This is a genomic window from Microbulbifer sp. ABF4_107, assembly GCF_056312215.1.
In genome coordinates, this window is the sequence record NZ_CM149983.1 from 2,335,665 (window position 1) to 2,355,000 (window position 19,336).

Annotated in this window: 15 protein-coding genes, 1 tRNA gene and 2 rRNA genes (1 of these 18 running past the window's edge); 5 read left to right on the plus strand and 13 right to left on the minus strand. The window is 56.8% G+C overall.

Translation table 11 applies throughout. From position 1 onward, the window contains the following. From ACYX4K_RS09650 to ACYX4K_RS09680, 7 genes are all read right to left on the minus strand, one after another. Complete coding sequence (locus ACYX4K_RS09650) at nt 1-540, minus strand: FixH family protein (protein ID WP_475092329.1); 540 nt, start codon at nt 538-540, stop codon at nt 1-3. Nucleotides 541-629: 89 nt separating this feature from the next. After that, a complete protein-coding gene (ccoG, locus tag ACYX4K_RS09655) occupies nt 630-2,045 on the minus strand; it encodes a cytochrome c oxidase accessory protein CcoG (RefSeq protein ID WP_475092328.1) in 1,416 nt (471 codons plus the stop codon). A 155-nt stretch (nt 2,046-2,200) separates the two neighbouring features. Next, nucleotides 2,201-3,109: a cytochrome-c oxidase, cbb3-type subunit III gene (ccoP, locus tag ACYX4K_RS09660; protein WP_475120320.1), complete on the minus strand. Its 909-nt coding sequence runs from the start codon at nt 3,107-3,109 to the stop codon at nt 2,201-2,203. After that, entirely contained in the window at nt 3,106-3,330 is a 225-nt protein-coding gene (locus ACYX4K_RS09665) for a cbb3-type cytochrome oxidase subunit 3 (RefSeq protein ID WP_475092326.1), read from the minus strand. The genes ccoP and ACYX4K_RS09665 overlap by 4 nt, the downstream gene beginning before the upstream one ends. A gap of 12 nt (nt 3,331-3,342) precedes the next feature. Further along, a complete protein-coding gene (ccoO, locus tag ACYX4K_RS09670) occupies nt 3,343-3,960 on the minus strand; it encodes a cytochrome-c oxidase, cbb3-type subunit II (RefSeq protein ID WP_475092325.1) in 618 nt (205 codons plus the stop codon). 12 nt (nt 3,961-3,972) lie between these two features. Next, complete coding sequence (ccoN, locus tag ACYX4K_RS09675) at nt 3,973-5,433, minus strand: cytochrome-c oxidase, cbb3-type subunit I (protein ID WP_475092323.1); 1,461 nt, start codon at nt 5,431-5,433, stop codon at nt 3,973-3,975. A 150-nt stretch (nt 5,434-5,583) separates the two neighbouring features. Then, nucleotides 5,584-6,804 (minus strand): argininosuccinate synthase, encoded by a 1,221-nt coding sequence (locus tag ACYX4K_RS09680; protein WP_475092322.1) that lies wholly within the window; start codon nt 6,802-6,804, stop codon nt 5,584-5,586. A gap of 354 nt (nt 6,805-7,158) precedes the next feature. Between ACYX4K_RS09680 and pyrC the strand changes: the two genes are divergently transcribed. From pyrC to ACYX4K_RS09700, 4 genes are all read left to right on the plus strand, one after another. Next, nucleotides 7,159-8,196, plus strand: a complete 1,038-nt coding sequence (pyrC, locus tag ACYX4K_RS09685; protein ID WP_475092321.1) for a dihydroorotase — start codon at nt 7,159-7,161, stop codon at nt 8,194-8,196. Between the two features lie 50 nt (nt 8,197-8,246). Continuing rightward, complete coding sequence (gene rnt / locus ACYX4K_RS09690) at nt 8,247-8,933, plus strand: ribonuclease T (RefSeq protein WP_475092320.1); 687 nt, start codon at nt 8,247-8,249, stop codon at nt 8,931-8,933. 93 nt (nt 8,934-9,026) lie between these two features. Further along, nucleotides 9,027-10,991 (plus strand): extracellular catalytic domain type 1 short-chain-length polyhydroxyalkanoate depolymerase, encoded by a 1,965-nt coding sequence (locus tag ACYX4K_RS09695; RefSeq protein ID WP_475092319.1) that lies wholly within the window; start codon nt 9,027-9,029, stop codon nt 10,989-10,991. Nucleotides 10,992-11,184: 193 nt separating this feature from the next. Further along, a complete protein-coding gene (locus ACYX4K_RS09700) occupies nt 11,185-11,382 on the plus strand; it encodes a hypothetical protein (RefSeq protein ID WP_043321079.1) in 198 nt (65 codons plus the stop codon). Nucleotides 11,383-11,573: 191 nt separating this feature from the next. On the opposite strand, the gene secF is transcribed toward ACYX4K_RS09700, so the two are convergent. The 4 genes from secF to queA form a co-directional block, all read right to left on the minus strand. Continuing rightward, the gene (gene secF, locus ACYX4K_RS09705; RefSeq protein WP_475092318.1) at nt 11,574-12,578 is read right to left on the minus strand and encodes a protein translocase subunit SecF; all 1,005 of its coding nucleotides are present in this window, start codon (nt 12,576-12,578) and stop codon (nt 11,574-11,576) included. A gap of 10 nt (nt 12,579-12,588) precedes the next feature. After that, complete coding sequence (gene secD / locus ACYX4K_RS09710; RefSeq protein WP_475092317.1) at nt 12,589-14,457, minus strand: protein translocase subunit SecD; 1,869 nt, start codon at nt 14,455-14,457, stop codon at nt 12,589-12,591. Nucleotides 14,458-14,631: 174 nt separating this feature from the next. Further along, the gene (tgt, locus tag ACYX4K_RS09715) at nt 14,632-15,747 is read right to left on the minus strand and encodes a tRNA guanosine(34) transglycosylase Tgt (protein ID WP_475093935.1); all 1,116 of its coding nucleotides are present in this window, start codon (nt 15,745-15,747) and stop codon (nt 14,632-14,634) included. A 74-nt stretch (nt 15,748-15,821) separates the two neighbouring features. Then, a complete protein-coding gene (queA, locus tag ACYX4K_RS09720) occupies nt 15,822-16,877 on the minus strand; it encodes a tRNA preQ1(34) S-adenosylmethionine ribosyltransferase-isomerase QueA (protein WP_475092316.1) in 1,056 nt (351 codons plus the stop codon). 185 nt (nt 16,878-17,062) lie between these two features. Here queA and ACYX4K_RS09725 point away from each other — a divergent pair. Then, nucleotides 17,063-17,149 (plus strand) — tRNA-Leu (locus tag ACYX4K_RS09725). Nucleotides 17,150-17,657: 508 nt separating this feature from the next. Here ACYX4K_RS09725 and rrf read toward each other — a convergent pair. Both rrf and ACYX4K_RS09735 read right to left on the minus strand, forming a co-directional pair. After that, nucleotides 17,658-17,773, minus strand: a 5S ribosomal RNA gene (gene rrf, locus ACYX4K_RS09730). A gap of 225 nt (nt 17,774-17,998) precedes the next feature. Beyond that, nucleotides 17,999-19,336, minus strand: a 23S ribosomal RNA gene (locus tag ACYX4K_RS09735) (it continues 1,544 nt past the right edge of the window).

Here is a 19,336-nt window from a genome sequence, read left to right on the forward strand (position 1 = left end):
TCACTGCTCGGCGGGCTTCAGGGGCACTCCGTTGCCGATGTTGAAATTGATTTCGCCCTTCAGGCGCCACTCTGGCGCTTGCTCGCCTTCCGGGTTCGCCACTGGCGTCACCTGCAAATACCAGCGGTGCTGCATTGGAGCTGCCACCTTGCCCCGATAACGGCCAGTGGAAATCTCATCCAGCACAATGCGCTCATCCAGATCCGCCTCCACTGGGTGGCTCAGCACCAGATTCAGTGACTCGGGGTAAGAAGTCAGATTACCGCGCAGGTCCAGTGACACCGTGCTGTCTTGCGGGGAGAAGAGAATCATTCCCGCCAGGTTCATCGCCTTTGCCTGCTGGTCCTGTTCCGCACTGTAGTGGTACAGCCGACTGTCTTTGTAATAGGTATCACTGACCACATCGTCGCCGTGGCGCACGGCAATCGATACCATAATGAAAGAAACAATCACCACCAGAATCAATGGCGACATCACCAGCCAGAACCAGGGCTCCCGGAACCAGGGCGCAGACTTACTGGAATTCGTTTTTTGAGACACTGAATCAATTCACCAAAATCAGATAAAACTACATAGAGCGAGGCTGCACTTGGCCGCCCAGCCCAGCCCAGCCCTGCCCTGCCGTCGGTCTATTTGGGACCAATAAACACCGTTTTATGGCGATCTTTAAGCTCCGGTGCATCCTTCGCCTCGATCTCAATATAAATATCGTGTTTGGTATCCTGCAGTTGCTTCTTCGGCACGCTCACCCGAATGGGCACAGAGTATAACTCCCCGGGGTTGACCAGTGGATTCCGCTGCATTCGCAAGGAGTAATCGTACCCGGGTTTACCGGTTACCCGTATCGTGAACTCGTGCGGACGCTGATCCATATTATTGATCTTGACCGTATAGACATTCTGTACCATGCCCTGGGACACGCGATACATCCGCGCGCCGCGATCGCGCAGCACCTCCGCCTGTACCGGCGACCGGGTAACAACCTGATAGGAAAAGGCCCCGACAAGCAGTAATAAAATCAATCCATACCCGAGAAGCCGCGGGCGAGCGTACTGGGTTTTGCCGGTTTCCAGCTCGTCTTCCGAGGTAAAACGGATCAACCCCCGGGGATATTGCATTTTGTCCATCACACTGTTGCAGGCGTCGACGCAGAGGCCGCAGTTGATGCACTCGTACTGCATGCCATCGCGGATATCGATATCCACCGGGCACACCTGCACACACCAGTAGCAATCAATACAGTCGCCCAGGCCCTGGGCCTTGTAGTCCACACCCTTCTTGCGTGGCCCACGGGCTTCCCCCCGACGGGCATCGTAATACACCGCCAGTGTGTCCTTGTCGTACATGACCGATTGGAAGCGCGCGTAGGGACACATGTATTTGCACACCTGCTCGCGCATAAAGCCGGCATTGAAGTAGGTGGCAAACATAAAGAAAGCAACCCAGAAGGCTCCCTGTGGGTGTGCGGTAAAGGTCGCAAGATCGACCACCAGATCGCGGATACCATAAAAGTATCCGACGAACGCCAGCGCCGTGGCGAGGGATATCAGCAGCCAGATCGCGTGCGTGCCCCCCTTGCGCAGCACCTTTTCGGCGCTCCAGGGAGCGGCATCCAGTTTCATACGTTTCGCACGGTCACCCTCACACACCCGTTCGGCCCAGATGAACATCAGGGTCCAGACCGTTTGCGGGCAGGTAAACCCGCACCACACCCGCCCCAGCCAGGTAGTCACGGCAAACAGGGCAAACGCCGAAATAATCAGCAGAGCAGCGAGCAGGATGCCGTCCTGTGGGCCAAAGGTCGCCCAGAGAATATGAAACTGCCGCGCAGGCAAATCGAAATGTACCGCCTGGCGCCCATCGATATTGAGCCAGGGGATAAAGAAAAACGCGAGTAACAGTGGAAGACCGGTGTATTTTCGGATGCGGGTATAAACGCCGCGGATATGCCGGATATAGACCTTGTCGTCTGACTCGTAGAGCATGCGATAGCGGACTTCGCCACCACCTTCCTGCTCTTCCCGGGTAGGAATTCTATCGCTCACAATACCTCGCTTGCCCGAAGGGACTCGGGATGGAAACTGCAATCATTGCAATGAGGCTTGTTGTTCTTCCCTGCAGTGCCCGTCCCTGTGGATAAAGGGGGCCGGAAGCCCCCTTATCTGGCGCGGCGCAAACGGAGTTGCGCCGGAGCGTTCAGTTACTGCTGCACGTCTTCCTGACGAGACAGGCTGTAAACATAAGCGGCGACCAGACGAATCTTGTCTTCACGCAGCTTGTCTTTCTGAGACGGCATATTGTTGCTTCGGCCACCGCGTACGGTGTGCTGAATCTCTTCGCGGGTGCCGCCGTAAAGCCAGATATCATCGGTCAGGTTCGGCGCACCGAGCGCCTGGTTGCCCTTGCCATCTGCACCGTGACACGCCAAACACACGGTTCCAAACACCTGCTTGCCCTGCTCGGCCAGTGCGGCGTCATGTTCCAGTCCATTCATGGCCAGAACATATTCGGTCACATTTTCAACACCATCTTCGCCGATGATCGGCCCCTGTGGTGGCATCAGCCCCTGACGACCATTGTGCAGAGTTTCCAATATCTTCTCCGGGGTGCCGCCATAAAGCCAGTCGCTGTCGGTGAGGTTCGGGAAACCGTAGTTGCCGCCACCGTCAGCACCGTGACAAACCGCGCAGTTGTTGGCAAAAATCCGTGCACCCATTTTCAGTGCTTCGCGATTTTCGGCAATTTTCTCGATGGGCATATCCACGTACTGACCAAAGTTCTCCTTGAACTCCGCCTGCGCTTTGGCCTGATCGGCTTTCAGGGCACCCACGGACGTCCAGCCGCCGAGCCCTTTGAAATTACCCATTCCCGGATAGATAACCAGGTAGGCCGCAGAAAATATCAGAGTGAAAATGAACAACAGGAACCACCATTTCGGCAGCGGGTTGTCGTATTCCTCAATACCATCGTACACATGGCCGGTGGTGCGGTTTTCCGGGTCGTCCTGATCGTCTACCGCCACTTTGCGGTTTGCAAAAAGAACCCAAGTTACCAATGCAAGATTGGCGAGGGTGAGCACAATTACCCAAACACTCCAAAATGTACTCATTTGTCCTGCCCCTGTTCCTGTTTCATACCGGCCTCGTCGCCAGTGGTGCTTTCGCTCTCGCGAGCGGACTTGTCTAGAGTTTCCTGCTCATCGGCGAACGGCAGCTTTGCATCTTCCTCAAAACGCTCTTTACGTTTGGGGGAGAAAGCCCACCAGCACACCGCGAGGAATGCCAGTGCGCCGAGAACAACGGCGATCTGCCGCAGAATATCGATAGTCACCGATTACCTCGCTTAGCGCTTCTGCTGTACCAGGGTGCCCAGCTGCTGCAGGTAGGCAACCAGCGCATCAATCTCGGTAACGCGCCCGCCCACAAAGGGCTTGCTGGCGTTGGCGATATCTTCATCGGTGTAGGGCACTCCGACAGAGCGCAGTGCTCTCATCTTTCTCGCCGTGTGTTCCCCGGTGACGATATTGTCAAACAACCAGGGGTAAGACGGCATGATGGATTCCGGTACCACATTGCGCGGATCGTACAGGTGCGCGCGGTGCCATTCGTCAGAGTAGCGGCCACCTACGCGAGCGAGATCCGGGCCGGTTCGTTTGGAGCCCCACAGGAAGGGGTGCTCGTACACGAACTCTTGCGCCATGGAGTAGTGACCGTAACGCTCCACTTCCGCGCGCAGCGGACGCACCATCTGGGTGTGACACACGTGGCAGCCTTCGCGGATATAGATATCGCGCCCTTCCAGCTCAACCGCGCCCAGCGGTTTCAGACCGGCAATAGGCTCATTGTTATTGGTGGTGAAGAACTGGGGAACGATTTCCACCAGGGCACCGAAGCTGATCGCTACAACGATCAGCACCATCATCAGGCCGATGTTCTTTTCTACGATGTCATGATTTTTCACGATCGTTTCCCCTTAAGCATTCTTCGCGATCGGCAGGTTTTCATCGTGACGCACTTCGCCTTCCTTCGGCTCGTCGGTGACGGTGCGGAATACGTTGTACGCCATCAGGAACATACCGGTGAGGAAGAAGGCACCGCCCAACCAGCGAACGATGTAGCCCGGGTGGCTGGCGATCACGCTCTCCACAAAGCTGTAGGTCAGAGTGCCGTCGGCGTTGAAGGCGCGCCACATCAAACCCTGGGTAATACCGTTCACCCACATCGCCGCGATGTACAGAACGGTGCCCACGGTAGCGAGCCAGAAATGCGCATTGATCAGCTTGACGCTGTACATTTCCTTGCGACCCCAGAGGACCGGCACCAGGTGATACAGGGCGCCGATGGAGATCATGGCAACCCAACCGAGCGCGCCAGAGTGCACGTGACCAATGGTCCAGTCGGTATTGTGCGACAGCGCATTCACGGTCTTGATGGACATCATCGGGCCTTCGAACGTGGACATGCCGTAGAACGACAGGGAAACCACCAGGAAGCGCAGGGTCGGATCGGTACGCAGTTTGTGCCAGGCACCGGACAAGGTCATGATGCCGTTGATCATGCCACCCCAGGAAGGCGCCAGCAGGATTACGGACATGATCATCGCCAGGCTCTGGGTCCAGTCCGGCAGTGCGGAGTAGTGCAGGTGGTGGCCACCGGCCCACACGTAAATGGAGATCAACGCCCAGAAATGCACGATGGACAGCTGGTAAGAATATACCGGGCGACCCGCCTGCTTGGGCACGAAGTAGTACATGATGCCGAGGAAGGCCGCGGTCAGGAAGAAACCAACTGCGTTGTGGCCATACCACCACTGAATCATCGCATCCTTGGTTCCAGAATAGATGGAGTAGGACTTGAACGGCGCAACCGGAACTTCCAGGTTGTTGACGATGTGCAACGCGGCAATGGTGATGATGTAGGCACCAAAGAACCAGTTGGCAACGTAAATGTGGGAGGTACGGCGCTTGACGATGGTGCCAAAGAACACGATGGCATAGGCAATCCACACCAGCGCGATCAGAATATCAATCGGCCACTCCAGCTCCGCGTACTCCTTACTGGAGGTGTAACCCAGCGGCAGGGTAATCGCGGCGGCAATGATGACCACCTGCCAGCCCCAGAAGGTAAATGGAATCAGCCAGCCACCCCACAGGCGGGTCTGACAGGTGCGCTGAACCACATAGTAGGAAGTCGCAAACAGCACACTGCCGCCAAACGCGAAAATCACCGCATTGGTGTGCAGCGGACGCAGACGACCAAAGTGGGTGAAGGGCTGCCACAGGTCATTCAGCGCGGGCCAGGCCAGCTGAGCGGCGATCAGGACGCCCACGCCCATACCAAAAATACCCCAGACCACCGACATGATGGTGAACTGGCGCACAATGTTGTAGTCATAGTCCGGCAGCTTGCCGGCCTCTGCCACTGTAGTCGTCATTGTGTTACTTCCGTTGCTTTTAGAGATTCGTTTCCGTCAAACGCGGGGCATACGCCAACTTCGCCAACAAGGGGCGGTACACCCTTCACGGTAGACCGGGTGGGCACAGGAACGACGATTTAAACGCTGTAATCGCCGCTCCCGGCTGATTTAGATCAAGTCTCTGCCTTTACCTGCCGCAATTCGCAGTCGCAGGGCGTTCAATTTGATGAAGCCCTCGGCATCTTTCTGATCGTAGGCGCCAGCATCGTCTTCGAAGGTGGCAATTTTCTCGTCGAACAGGCTGTCTTCGGAGCGGCGGCCCACCGCCGACACACTGCCTTTGTACAGTTTCAGGCGTACTTCACCGTTCACCACTGACTGGGACTGGTCGATTGCCGCCTGCAGCATTTCGCGCTCGGGGGACCACCAGTAACCGTTGTAAATCAGCTTTGCGTAGCGCGGCATCAGCTCGTCTTTCAGGTGCGCGACTTCGCGATCCAGAGTAATGGATTCGATGGCGCGGTGTGCCTTCATCATGATGGTGCCGCCGGGCGTTTCGTAGCAGCCGCGGGACTTCATGCCCACATAGCGGTTTTCCACGATATCCAGACGGCCGATACCGTTGGCGCCACCGAGCTTGTTGAGTTTCTCCAGCAGGGTTGCCGGGCTCATGCGCTCGCCGTCGATGGCAACCGGGTCGCCATTCTCGTATTGCAGGGTGATATAAGTGGGCTTGTCCGGTGCGGACTCCGGGCTGACACTCCAGCGCCACATATCTTCTTCCGCTTCCGCCCAGGGCTCCTCGAGCACACCGCCTTCATAGGAGATATGCAGCAGGTTGGCATCCATGGAGTACGGTGACTTTTTCTTCTTGTTGGAAAAGTCCACAGGAATCTTGTGCTGTTCGCAGTATTCCATCAGTTTTTCGCGGGAGTTCAGGTCCCACTCTCGCCAGGGGGCGATGACCTGGATACCCGGTTTCAGCGCGTAGGCGCCCAGCTCGAAACGCACCTGGTCATTACCCTTGCCGGTGGCACCGTGCGAGATGGCATCCGCCCCGGTTTCATTGGCGATTTCGATCAGGCGTTTGGCAATCAGAGGACGCGCGATAGAAGTACCCAGCAGGTACTCACCTTCGTATATGGTGTTGGCGCGGAACATGGGGAAGACAAAATCGCGCACGAACTCTTCGCGCAGATCGTCGATGTAGATCTCTTTTACGCCCAGGGCCTCCGCTTTGGCGCGTGCAGGCTCCACTTCCTCACCCTGACCGATATCGGCGGTAAAGGTCACAACCTCACACCCATAGGTATCCTGCAACCAGCGTACGATCACTGAAGTATCGAGCCCGCCGGAATATGCCAATACCACCTTATCGATCTTGCTCATTACTATCCTCTGTATAGTGGGCCCGTGCTTTCGGGCTGTGCCTTCACTACAGGTACACCGCCGCCTTACCGGGGCGTTGCACCTGTGAATTGTTTCAAACTGGGGGGGATTATTTTTGGATGTGTGCCCAGGAACTGCGGGTAGGCCGCCTTTTTTCGGGGCGCGATTGTAGCGCCTAGAACGGCATACGACTAGCACCAGACGGCCAGCCGAATGATTGCGCAAAAAGCAGCCCGCCAACCTGTCTACTTTACATTCAATCTGGTGAGAAATGAGACATTCGCGGCAGTTTTCGCAATTTTTTGGCGCTTCGGGTAGCATCGGCGCCGCGATCAATCCGGGAGGAGATATTCGGTGGAGCCCAAACCACAAATTACGCTGCGTAAACCAGACGACTGGCACATCCATTTGCGCGATGGCGCAGCACTGACACGCACGGTGGGCGATGCCGCAGACCAGTTTCAACGGGCAATCATCATGCCCAACCTGGTACCGCCAGTCATCACCGCCGATGATGCCCTCGCGTATAAAGGGCGCATCGAAGCTGCCATCCCGGAAGGCAATCCGTTTACCCCGCTGATGGTGATCTACCTGACGGACAACACGACCCCGGAAGTGGTGCAGCAGGCCCATGCAGCAGGCGTAGTTGCCGCCAAGCTCTACCCGGCCGGCGCCACTACCAACTCCGATTCCGGCGTCACCGATATCGCCAATATCTACCCGGCACTGGAAGCCATGCAGTCCTGCGGCATGAAATTGCTGCTGCACGGAGAAGTCACCACCAGTGACATCGATATTTTCGACCGCGAGCGAGTGTTTATCGAGAATATTCTGGGCCCGGTTGTCGACGACTTCCCTACCCTGAAAATCGTACTCGAACATATCACCACATCCCACGCCGTCGAGTTTGTCAGCCAGGCCCGCGAAGGGATCGCCGCGACGATTACCGCGCACCACCTGCTGTACAATCGCAACCATATGCTGGTGGGTGGCATTCGCCCTCATTACTACTGCCTGCCCATTCTCAAGCGCAACTCACATCAGACAGCGCTGATTGAGGCGGCCACCAGCGGCGACCCCAAGTTTTTCCTCGGCACAGATTCCGCCCCACATATCCAGGGGAAGAAGGAGACGTCCTGTGGCTGCGCCGGTTGCTATACCGCCTTCAGCGCCATCGAGCTCTACGCGGAAGCCTTCGAGCGCGCGGGTAAACTGGACAAGCTCGAGGGCTTCGCCAGTGACTTCGGCCCGGACTTCTACGGCCTGCCGCGCAATACCGATACCATTACCCTGGTGCGCGAGCCCTGGACCCTGCCGACCGGATTGCAGATGGGCGACGACGCCCTGATCCCGCTGGCCGCCGGCGAAACTTTGAACTGGCGTCGGGTATAATCCCCGCATCGGCCAGCCGCCTTTGAATTGATTGAGATTTCAGGATTCCCGTGACCCCAGCAGAAACGCCGAACGGCCCCAAAAGTCTTCTGGCCCAGCGCTTCCGCGGCTTTCTGCCGGTGGTGCTGGATCTGGAAACCGCGGGCTTCAACGCCCGCACCGACGCCCTGCTGGAAGTGTCGGCGGTGATCCTGAATATGGATGAGGAGGGCACCCTCTACCCCGAGGAAACCCACAGCTTTCATATCGAACCGTTTGAAGGGGCCAATATTGAGCAGTCCGCCCTGGATTTTATCGGCGTGGACCTGGACTCCCCCGATCGCGATGCCTGGCCAGAGGAGATAGCCCTGCCGGAGCTGTTTCGCCAGATCCGCCGCGCCATCAAAAATCACAGCTGTACCCGCGCCATTATGGTGGCGCACAATGCGCATTTTGACCTGGGCTTCATCAATGCCGCCGTGGCCCGCTGCGGCCTGAAGCGAAACCCATTTCACCCCTTCTCCTGTATGGACACCGCCACCCTGGCGGGGCTGGCCTACGGTCAGACCGTCCTGGCCAAAGCCTGCCAGACCGCCGGCATGGCCTTTGATAACAGCGCGGCCCACTCCGCCGAATACGATGCGGAGAAAACCGCCGAGCTGTTCTGCGGCATCGTCAATCGCTGGCGTGACCTGGGCGGCTGGCCGCTGGCATCCGCTGCGGACGACTCGCAGGCAGAAGACGAAGACGCGGAATAACCTACCTCCCTGCATACGACTTAGGTCGCATATTCACCGTTTCGGCCCCTCGCTAGGCTGGGGTTGCTTCCAATAAAAATAACGGTGAAAGCGATGAAACTTTTCGAGCAGCGCAAGCTCCTGGGCGCAGGCCTGGGTCTATCTATATTGCTGGGTGCGGCAGCGGCAGACGCCGGCAGCTGGCAACAGAACGTCGCCATCGGCGGCTTCAACAAGGTCCATATTTACACCCCGGATTCCACCTCCCCCATTGGCGATGGCAAGTCGTTACTGGTGGTACTGCACGGGTGTACCCAATCCATCGATGCCTACCTGAGTGCAAATCTGGAACAGGCCGCAGAAGAATACGGCATGGTAGTGGCGGTACCCGATGCCATGAACAAGGCCGGTTTCAGCTGCTGGTCCTACTGGCAGGGCACCCGCTCACGTACCGCCGGTGACTACAAAAACCTGGTCAACCTGGCAAATACCATGAGTGGCGACGCCAACCGCAATATCGACCCCAATCAGGTGTATATCGCCGGCCTCTCCTCCGGCGCAGCGTTTGCCAACACCACCGCGTGTATCGCACCGGACGTGTTTGCAGGCATGGGGATCAGTGCCGGGCCAAGCATAGGCACCAGCTCCAGCGGCGCCATTGGCAGCTGTGAAACCGCCAACGTGACCAGCCGTTGTAATTCCTACGCCGGTAGCTATGCCAGCCATTTCGGCACACAGATCGCGTCTATCGCTCACGGTACCAACGACACGACCGTGGACGACTGCTACAACACACAAAACGCCGAGGGCATGGCTGGCGTCTACGAGGTGGGTCAGCTCCCGGGTACCAATACCTACAGTGAAGGCAATCGAAGCGCGACCGAGACTCTTTGGCAGGATGGACGCGTGTCCATGCTGTGGCTGAACGGCGTGGACCACTCCTGGTCCGGCGGCCAGGGCGCGAGCGGCAGCTACATCAGCGGTGCGGGCATTAACTACGCCAGCTACCTGGGTCAGTACTTCGCAGACCATAACAAGCGCGTAGACCGCAACAGCGGCCCGGTAATCAGTGACATCAATGTCAGCACCAGTGGCGGCCAGGTACTGGTCAGTGGCACCGCGACCGATGCGGAAGGCAGCGTGCAAAGCGTTGACGCCACTTTTGTTGGCGGCACCAGCAGTTCAGTGAGTGGAGGCACCGACGCCAGCGGTTTTTTTTCGCTGACCAGCCCGGCACTGGCGGACGGTCTCTACGAAATAACCGTAACCGCTACAGACAATGAAGGTGCCATCGGGGAGCCCTATGTATCGACCGTGCGCGTGGGACCGGAACCGCCAGCGACCGCACCGGAGCTCAGCAACCTCAGCGCCGAGGTGGCCGGCCAATGCGTTTCCGTAAGCGGTACCGTGGTAGACCAGAACCAGGACCTGGAGAGTGTCACCATTGCATTCAGCAATGGCAGTGTTACCGCCACTGTTGTCGGGACCGAGTTCAGCGGAGAGAAATGTAATTTACCGGGCGGCTCCGGCTCCGCGTCTGTCACTGCGACGGATATGACAGGTTTGAGCAGTAGCGCCAGCGTGAGTTTCGTTGCTGATGCCGGGGTCACAGCAACTCTGGACCAGCACATTGCCGCAGGTCGCCTCGACTACACCAACTACGCCAATTGCTACCTGGAGTACAGCACTGCCAGTTTCCGTCTGGACGAATTTTCAGTCGGGGGCGGCCAGTGCCAGTGGCGTGATACCGATGCGTCATGTACCGGTCCACAGGTCGCCTGTTCCGGTGGCGGAAGCTCCAGCGGAGGTAGTTCCGGTGGCAGTAGCTCCAGCAGCTCGAGCAGTAGCTCGGGTGGCAGCAGCTCGGGCGGAAGCAGCGGTGGCGGCGAGACCTGTACCGAACACGCCACTTACAACTACTACCAGAAGACCGCCGGCCGCGCCTACAGTACCGGCAACCCCATGGCCCCGAACTACTTTGCCCAGGGGACCGATGAGCCAATGACAGGCTCTACCTGGGGCCTGAATACCCTTCACAGCAATGACGGCAGCAATTGGTCTGTTGGCGCCTGCCCCTGACACGCCCTGCATTTCCTACCTTTAAAAACGGAAAAGGCCTGAAAAATCAGGCCTTTTCCGTTTCAGCCAGTAAAAGTTGCCCTGTCGAAATACTGCCCCCCGGCACCAGGCAAGTGCGCGCATAGCGTGGCGGGTGATTTTTTGCACAAAATGCGGTATTATCTGCCGTTCATGCATAAAAGTGGACAGAATTGTGGCTAAAAAAGCATCCAGCGCCAGCAAACGCGGTAAGGAAACTGTTTCTACAGAATCGCGCGAAGCCATCGAAGCTCAGATTCAGGCGTTCCTCGCCAGTGGCGGAGAGATCGAGCAAGTACCCAAGGGTGTCAGCGGCCAAACCAATACATCTGGCCCCAAACACATCACCCTGGGCAAAAAGCCCCGCGCCTGATTCCTCAAGCGCGGCTGTAGTACTGCTGTACTACAGATAGTGACTGACAAGCCGGCCAGGTAGCCTCATCGAGATAGCCTGAAACCCCTTCAGTCACAGCAAGACCAGATATAAAAAAGGCGGGAAATTCCCGCCTTTTTTGTGCCTGCCGTTTGGCTACGGCTACTTACCAAATAGATTTGCCCAATAGATCAGGGCATTTCGTCCAGCTCTGCCCCTTCCTTCACCGGCGGCATCAGGTCTTCCTTGGTGGTATTCATCGCCATCAGGATATTGGCGGCCACGTATACGGAAGAGAAGGTACCGATCACCACACCCACAATCAGCGCCAGGGAGAAGTTGTGAATCAGCTCGCCACCGAAGAATTGCAGTGCCCATAGCACCAGCAAGGTGGTGAAAGAGGTCATAAAGGTACGGCTCAGGGTCTGGCTCATGGAGATATTAATCACCTCCGCCGGATCCGCCTGGCGCACCTTGCGGAAATTCTCCCGCACCCGGTCGTACACCACGATGGTGTCGTTAATGGAATAACCGATCACCGCGAGCACCGCGGCGAGCACCGTCAGATCGAAATCCAGGCGCAGGATGGCAAAGAAACCCAGCACGATGATCACGTCGTGAATCAAGGCCACTACCGCACCCACGGCAAACTTGTACTGAAAACGCAGGGCTACATAGCCCATCACTACGGCCAGGGCGAACAGCATGCCCAGACCACCGTCGTCACGCAGCTCCTCACCGATCTGCGGGCCGACCATTTCCACCCGGCGCAGGTCAATACGGCCATCACTGTGCTGGCGCAATGCACCGACAACCTTATCGCCAATGGAGTTGGTCGCTTCTGCGTCGCGAGCGTTCTGCTGAGCCTGCTGCTCCGCAACTTCCGGCGGCAGCTTGATCAGCAGTTCACTGTCGGAACCGAAGTTCACAACCGCGGCGCCCTCAAAACCAGCCTGCTCCAGCTGGCTGCGCACATCTTCAATTTTCGGAGCTTTTTCATAGCCCACTTCGATCTGGGTACCACCGGTAAAATCCAGGCCCAGTTTCAGGCCGTTCATTGCCAGCGCGATAATCGAGGCGGCAACCAGGGCGAGCGAGAATGCAGCGGCAACTTTACGCCAGCGCATAAAGTCGTACACACGCTTGCCCATATATTCGGTGATCTTGCCGTTTTCTTCTTTGGTATTACTACTCATCACCCTTCCCTCAAATCCAGAGTTTCTGAACACGGCGGCCGCCGTAGAACAGGTTGATCAATGCACGGGTGCCCATGATGGCGCTGAACATGGACGTCAGGATGCCGATAGACAGGGTGACCGCGAAGCCCTGTACCGGGCCGGAGCCAATGGCGTACAGGATTACCGCCACAATCAGGGTGGTGATGTTGGCGTCGACAATGGCACTATAGGCGTTGTCGAAGCCCGCATTGATTGCAGATTGCGGCGGCAAGCCATTGCGCAACTCCTCCCGTATTCGCGAGAAGATCAGAACGTTCGCATCCACCGCCATACCGATGGTCAATACCATACCCGCAATACCCGGCAGGGTAAGTGTCGCGCCGAGAATGGACATGACGGCAACCAGCAGAACCAGGTTGGCCGCCAGCGCAATGTTCGCCGCCAGGCCAAACACCCGGTAGAAAAGCAGCATACAGATAACAACCGCCAACAGGCCGATCTGTACCGAGGTCAGACCCACCTTGATGTTATCCGCACCCAAAGACGGGCCGATCACGCGCTCTTCCACGAAATACATGGGAGCCGCCAATGCACCGGAGCGCAGCAGCAGCGCGAGTTCCTGGGCTTCTGCCGGGCTGCCCAGACCAGTGGTACGGAACTGGCGACCGAGAGGGCTCTGAACCGTGGCCAGGCTAATGATCTTTTTGTCATCGGTGCGCTTTTGCACAACGATTTCGTTGCCGTCTGCGTCAATCTGGGTCTCCGGCGTGAACCGGCTCTCCACAAATAGGGTACCCATACGACGACCAACATTTTTCCAGGTCGCACGGTGCATCAGTTCACCACCGCGGGAATCCAGGGTGATGTTTACCTGCGGGAAACCGCTCTCGTCGTAGCCGACACGCGCATCGGTCACGCGCTCACCGGAAATGATGATTTTACGTTCCAGCCAGGCTCCGCCGTAGGCGGCACGCTCCTGCTCGTTGCGGTACTCGAAATACTCTTTAGTGGTCACCAGAGCATCCTGCTTGGCTTCCATACGGTATTCCAGGTTTGCGGTTTTACCGATGATCCGCTTGGCTTCCGCGGTGTCCTGAACACCCGGCAGCTCCACCACAATGCGATTGCGCCCCTGGCGCTGCACGATGGGCTCGGCAACACCCAGCTCATTCACCCGGTTGCGCAGCGTGGTCAGGTTCTGGGTAACCGCATAGTCTTCCAGCTGTTTGATTTCCTGGTCAGCGAGGGTTGCACGAATTTCCAGATTGCTGCCGCCACCGCTCTCGGTCAGCTGCAATGTCGGAAATTCACTGCGCAGGGTACGCATGCCCAGGGTGCGCAGGTCTTCACTGCGGAATTTGGCCACGATTTCACGATCGTCTTCCAGCTCAACACTGCGGTAGCGCGCCTTGGCCGCGCGCAGTTTGGACTTCACGTCGGAGACGTAGCCTTCCATATTGGTTTTGACGATGGAGTTGGTGTCCACTTCCATCAGAAAGTGCACACCGCCCGCCAGGTCGAGACCGAGCTTCATCGGGCTTGCGCCCATATTCATCAGCCACTCCGGTGTGGTGGGCGCCAGGTTCAGGGCTACCACGTATTCGCTGTGGCCGAGGGCTTCCTGAATCGCGCGCTTGGCGGGCAGCTGTTCTTCATTCGATTTGAGGCGCAACAGAATCGATTTGTCCTGTACTTCGCCCCCGAAGTATTCGATACCCGCTTCATCCAGAGCCTTTTGCGCTTCATTGAGCACATTTTGATCAATTTTCAGAGCGCTGGATTGGCCGGATACCTGTACGGCAGGATCAGGTGGATACAAATTCGGCGCTGCATACAACAGCCCCAATCCGACGACGATCAGAATCAGGAGATATTTCCAGATAGGGAAGCGATTCATGCTGTTCTCATTGTTGGGCTGGCCCGTTTGTACAGGCGCAGTACGGGCACATTTTTTTGGTAACTGACGATATGCGGACGCCACGGCCCGATTACAAGCCGCGAGGCGTACCGATCAGAATTGGGAGCTGATTATACGGGGATAGACAGGTGGCACAAATCACCACCCGACGGCTCAGCTCAGTGGGGGAACCTCACGTCCCAAACCCTCGTAAAAAGTCGCCACATAGTCTTCCAGAGCCCCTTCGGCAATGGCGTCCCGCAGTCGTTGCATCAAGCGCTGATAGTGACGCAGGTTGTGGATGGTGTTCAGCTGTGAGCCGAGGATTTCCCCACATTTGTCCAGATGGTGCAGGTAACTGCGGGAGAAGTTCTCACAGGTGTAACAATCGCACCCCTCTTCCAGAGGTCCGGTGTCATGGCGGTGTTTGGCATTGCGAATTTTCACCACACCGGCAAACGTAAACAGGTGGCCATTGCGGGCATTGCGGGTAGGCATGACACAGTCAAACATATCCACACCACGGCGCACGCCTTCCACCAGATCTTCCGGCTTACCCACACCCATCAGGTAGCGAGGCTTGTCCGCTGGCATCTGGTGCGCGAGATGATCCAGCACCTTGATCATCTCCTCCTTCGGCTCACCAACAGAAAGACCACCAATTGCATAGCCGTCAAAGCCAATGTCGGTAAGCCCGGCCAGGGATACATCACGCAACTCGGGATACATCCCGCCCTGCACAATGCCAAACAACGCAGAGGGGTTGTCCCCGTGCGCATCTTTCGAGCGCTTGGCCCAGCGAAGGGAGAGCTCCATGGACTTCCGCGCTTCGTCGGGCGTCGCCGGATAAGGCGTGCACTCGTCAAAAATCATCACCACGTCGGAACCCAGGTCCCGCTGTACCTGCATCGACTCCTCAGGGCCGACAAAAACGGGGCTACCATCGACCGGGGATTTGAAAGAAACCCCCTCCTCGCTGATTTTTCGCATCTGCCCCAGGCTGAACACCTGAAAGCCGCCGGAATCCGTGAGAATCGGCCCCTGCCACTGCATGAAGTCGTGCAGCGTGCCGTGGGCCTTGATCACTTCAGTACCCGGGCGCAACATCAGATGGAAGGTGTTACCGAGAATAATATGGGCACCGATCCCCTCCACATCGCGCGGCAGCATTCCTTTGACCGTCCCGTATGTACCTACGGGCATAAACGCCGGTGTTTCCACCACGCCGCGAGGGAAATGCAGCCGTCCACGACGGGCTTTGCCATCGGTGGTATCCAGCTCAAACTTCATAAAACATTCGCGGCTCAAGGTCTTCTCCTCGCTCAAAACGGATTCGCTTTTCTATCTCTAATTGGGGTGGCTATTTATCGATTGCCAACTTCTGCGGGATCTACCGAAGGGTTGCGCTCAATCAACATCGCATCACCGTAGCTGAAAAAGCGGTATTTCTGTTGCACAGCCTCTGCATAGGCGTTCATGGCATTGCGATACCCTGCAAATGCGCTTACCAGCATCAGTAGAGTGGATTCCGGCAAGTGGAAATTGGTAATCAGGCGATCCACTACCCGGTACTCATAGCCCGGATAAATGAAAATTTCCGTCTCACCCTGGGTTGGCTTCAGGGTTCCTGTTGCCGCGGCACTTTCCAGCGCACGAACACTGGTCGTTCCCACCGCAACGACCCTGCCCCCGCGGGCGCGACAGGCTGCTACCGCATCGCAAACTTCCCCAGAGACATCGAGAATTTCGCTGTGCATTTTGTGTGTGTTGATGTCGTCCACACGCACTGGCTGGAAAGTGCCGGCGCCCACATGCAACGTAACAAACGCAGTTTCCACACCCTTGTCCCGCAGGGACTGAATCATCTCATCGTCAAAATGCAGGCCCGCGGTGGGCGCGGCTACGGCGCCTGCATTGCGGTTATATACGGTCTGATAGCGCTCTTTATCTGCATCCGTATCGGCACGATCAATATAGGGTGGCAACGGCATATGACCCTGCCGCTCCAGTACCGGTAGCACTCCCTCGGCCGGGAATTCAAGCTCAAACAGCGCATCGTGACGCTCAACCATCAACAGGGCCGTATCGTCTTCCAGCAGGATTTCACTGCCAGGCTTGGGTGATTTACTGGAACGAATATGCGCCAGAGCGCGACGCTCATCCAGCACCCGCTCGATCAGTATCTCCAGCTTCCCACCACTCGCTTTACGCCCAAACAGGCGTGCAGGGATAACCCGGGTGTCATTGAACACCAGTAGATCACCGGGCTCGATCAGGTCCAGGATATCGACAAATTGACGGTGCTCCACGTTGCCGGTCACCCCGTCCAGGCACAACAAACGGCTGCCACGGCGCTCTGCGGTGGGCGCCTTGGCAATCAGCGATTCCGGCAAATCAAAGTAAAAGTCCTGGCGTTGCATCACATCAGTCTAGGCATTAATGAATCGGTCGCGAAGAGTAACGGAAAGCACATCTGAAAGCACTTCTGAAACCACTTCTGAAAGTGCCCTGCCGCCAATTCTGCAGCCAAATCTGGTTGACCCAACAACGCCCATCGCTATAATCATCCTCCTTTCCAGCCGACACACCTGTCGGTGACGGATCTGCCAGAGTGGTGAAATTGGTAGACACAGGGGATTCAAAATCCCCCGCCCTTAAAAGCGTGCCGGTTCGAGTCCGGCCTCTGGTACCAAACAAAAAAGCCCTGATTGCTCGCGCAATCAGGGCTTTTTTGTTTGGTACTGGGGGCTGGTTGAGAAACGGCACTCGGTTCGACCAACTGCACCAGCAGTTGGGACGCCGCCAGGCGCCCGCAGGGGCACATCGGCGCAGCCGATGTGATCAGTCCGGCCTCGGGCAGGTGGCAGCGGAGCTAGTTAGACCCGCCATTCCAATCCCCGTACATTTTCGAAATGCTTGCACGACATCAAACAGGCTCCGACATAAGAGAGCAGGTCATCGGTAGGCAGTAGCGTTCGGTCAGGTGGAGCAGTGAACCTGAGCAACGATGACCTACACTGGGTGTCGAGCTGCGCTCGCCATCGCTGCGCGACGCCCGTAGGGCGCCCCTGCCTTCGCACCTTCGGTGCATGGGCGGTCACATGGCAGCGCTTTGCGCTGCGAGGTAGTGGCAGTAATTCATCGTATCCTAAATACAAAAAAGGCCACCCCAAATGGGGTAGCCTTTTTTGTATTTATAAGCCTGACGATGACCTACTCTCACATGGGGAATCCCCACACTACCATCGGCGATGTTGCGTTTCACTTCTGAGTTCGGCAAGGGATCAGGTGGTTCCACAACTCTATTGTCGTCAGGCAAACTGGCTTGGGTTGGCATTGGTCTTATAAGCACTTGGCTCGGCCTGGCCTGTTATCGCTGTTTGCCTCGATCAGCTTCCCAATCGGCGATAACCCCAAATAAGTCGGTAAAACATTCTGTAGTAATACACCGCAAGTCGATACTCTCTACGCTTTAAACGTTTCGAGCTTTGCGCGTCTCTCGATCGAACACAATCCGTTCGTTAGTAACCATCTCTGTTGTATGGTCAAGCCGCACGGGCAATTAGTACTGGTTAGCTCAACGCCTCACAACGCTTCCACACCCAGCCTATCAACGTGGTAGTCTTCCACGGCCCTTCAGGACTCTCAAGGAGTCAGGGAGATCTCATCTTGAAGGAGGCTTCCCGCTTAGATGCTTTCAGCGGTTATCCCGTCCGAACATAGCTACCGGGCAATGCCACTGGCGTGACAACCCGAACACCAGAGGTTCGTTCACTCCGGTCCTCTCGTACTAGGAGCAACTCTTCTCAAATCTCCAACGCCCACGGCAGATAGGGACCGAACTGTCTCACGACGTTCTAAACCCAGCTCGCGTACCACTTTAAATGGCGAACAGCCATACCCTTGGGACCGGCTTCAGCCCCAGGATGTGATGAGCCGACATCGAGGTGCCAAACACCGCCGTCGATGTGAACTCTTGGGCGGTATCAGCCTGTTATCCCCGGAGTACCTTTTATCCGTTGAGCGATGGCCCTTCCATACAGAACCACCGGATCACTATGACCTACTTTCGTACCTGCTCGTCATGTCTGACTCGCAGTCAAGCGCACTTATACCATTATGCTCATTGCATGATTTCCGACCATGCTGAGTGCACCTTCGTACTCCTCCGTTACTCTTTGGGAGGAGACCGCCCCAGTCAAACTACCCACCATACACTGTCCTCGATCCAGATAATGGACCAGAGTTAGAACCTCAAACATACCAGGGTGGTATTTCAAGGATGGCTCCACTGCAACTGGCGTCACAGTTTCAAAGCCTCCCACCTATCCTACACAAATAGGCTCAAAGTTCAGTGCAAAGCTGTAGTAAAGGTTCACGGGGTCTTTCCGTCTAGCCGCGGGTACACTGCATCTTAACAGCGATTTCAATTTCACTGAGTCTCTGGTGGAGACAGCGTGGCCATCGTTACGCCATTCGTGCAGGTCGGAACTTACCCGACAAGGAATTTCGCTACCTTAGGACCGTTATAGTTACGGCCGCCGTTTACCGGGGCTTCGATCAAGAGCTTCGCATAAGCTAACCCCATCAATTAACCTTCCGGCACCGGGCAGGCGTCACACCCTATACGTCCACTTACGTGTTTGCAGAGTGCTATGTTTTTAATAAACAGTCGCAGCCACCTGGTCACTTCGACCGGCCTCAGCTTAGGGAGCAAGTCCCATCACCAAAACCGGCGTACCTTCTCCCGAAGTTACGGTACCATTTTGCCTAGTTCCTTCACCAGAGTTCTCTCAAGCGCCTTGGTATTCTCTACCTGACCACCTGTGTCGGTTTAGAGTACGGTTCGCAATTGCCTGAAGCTTAGAAGTTTTTCCTG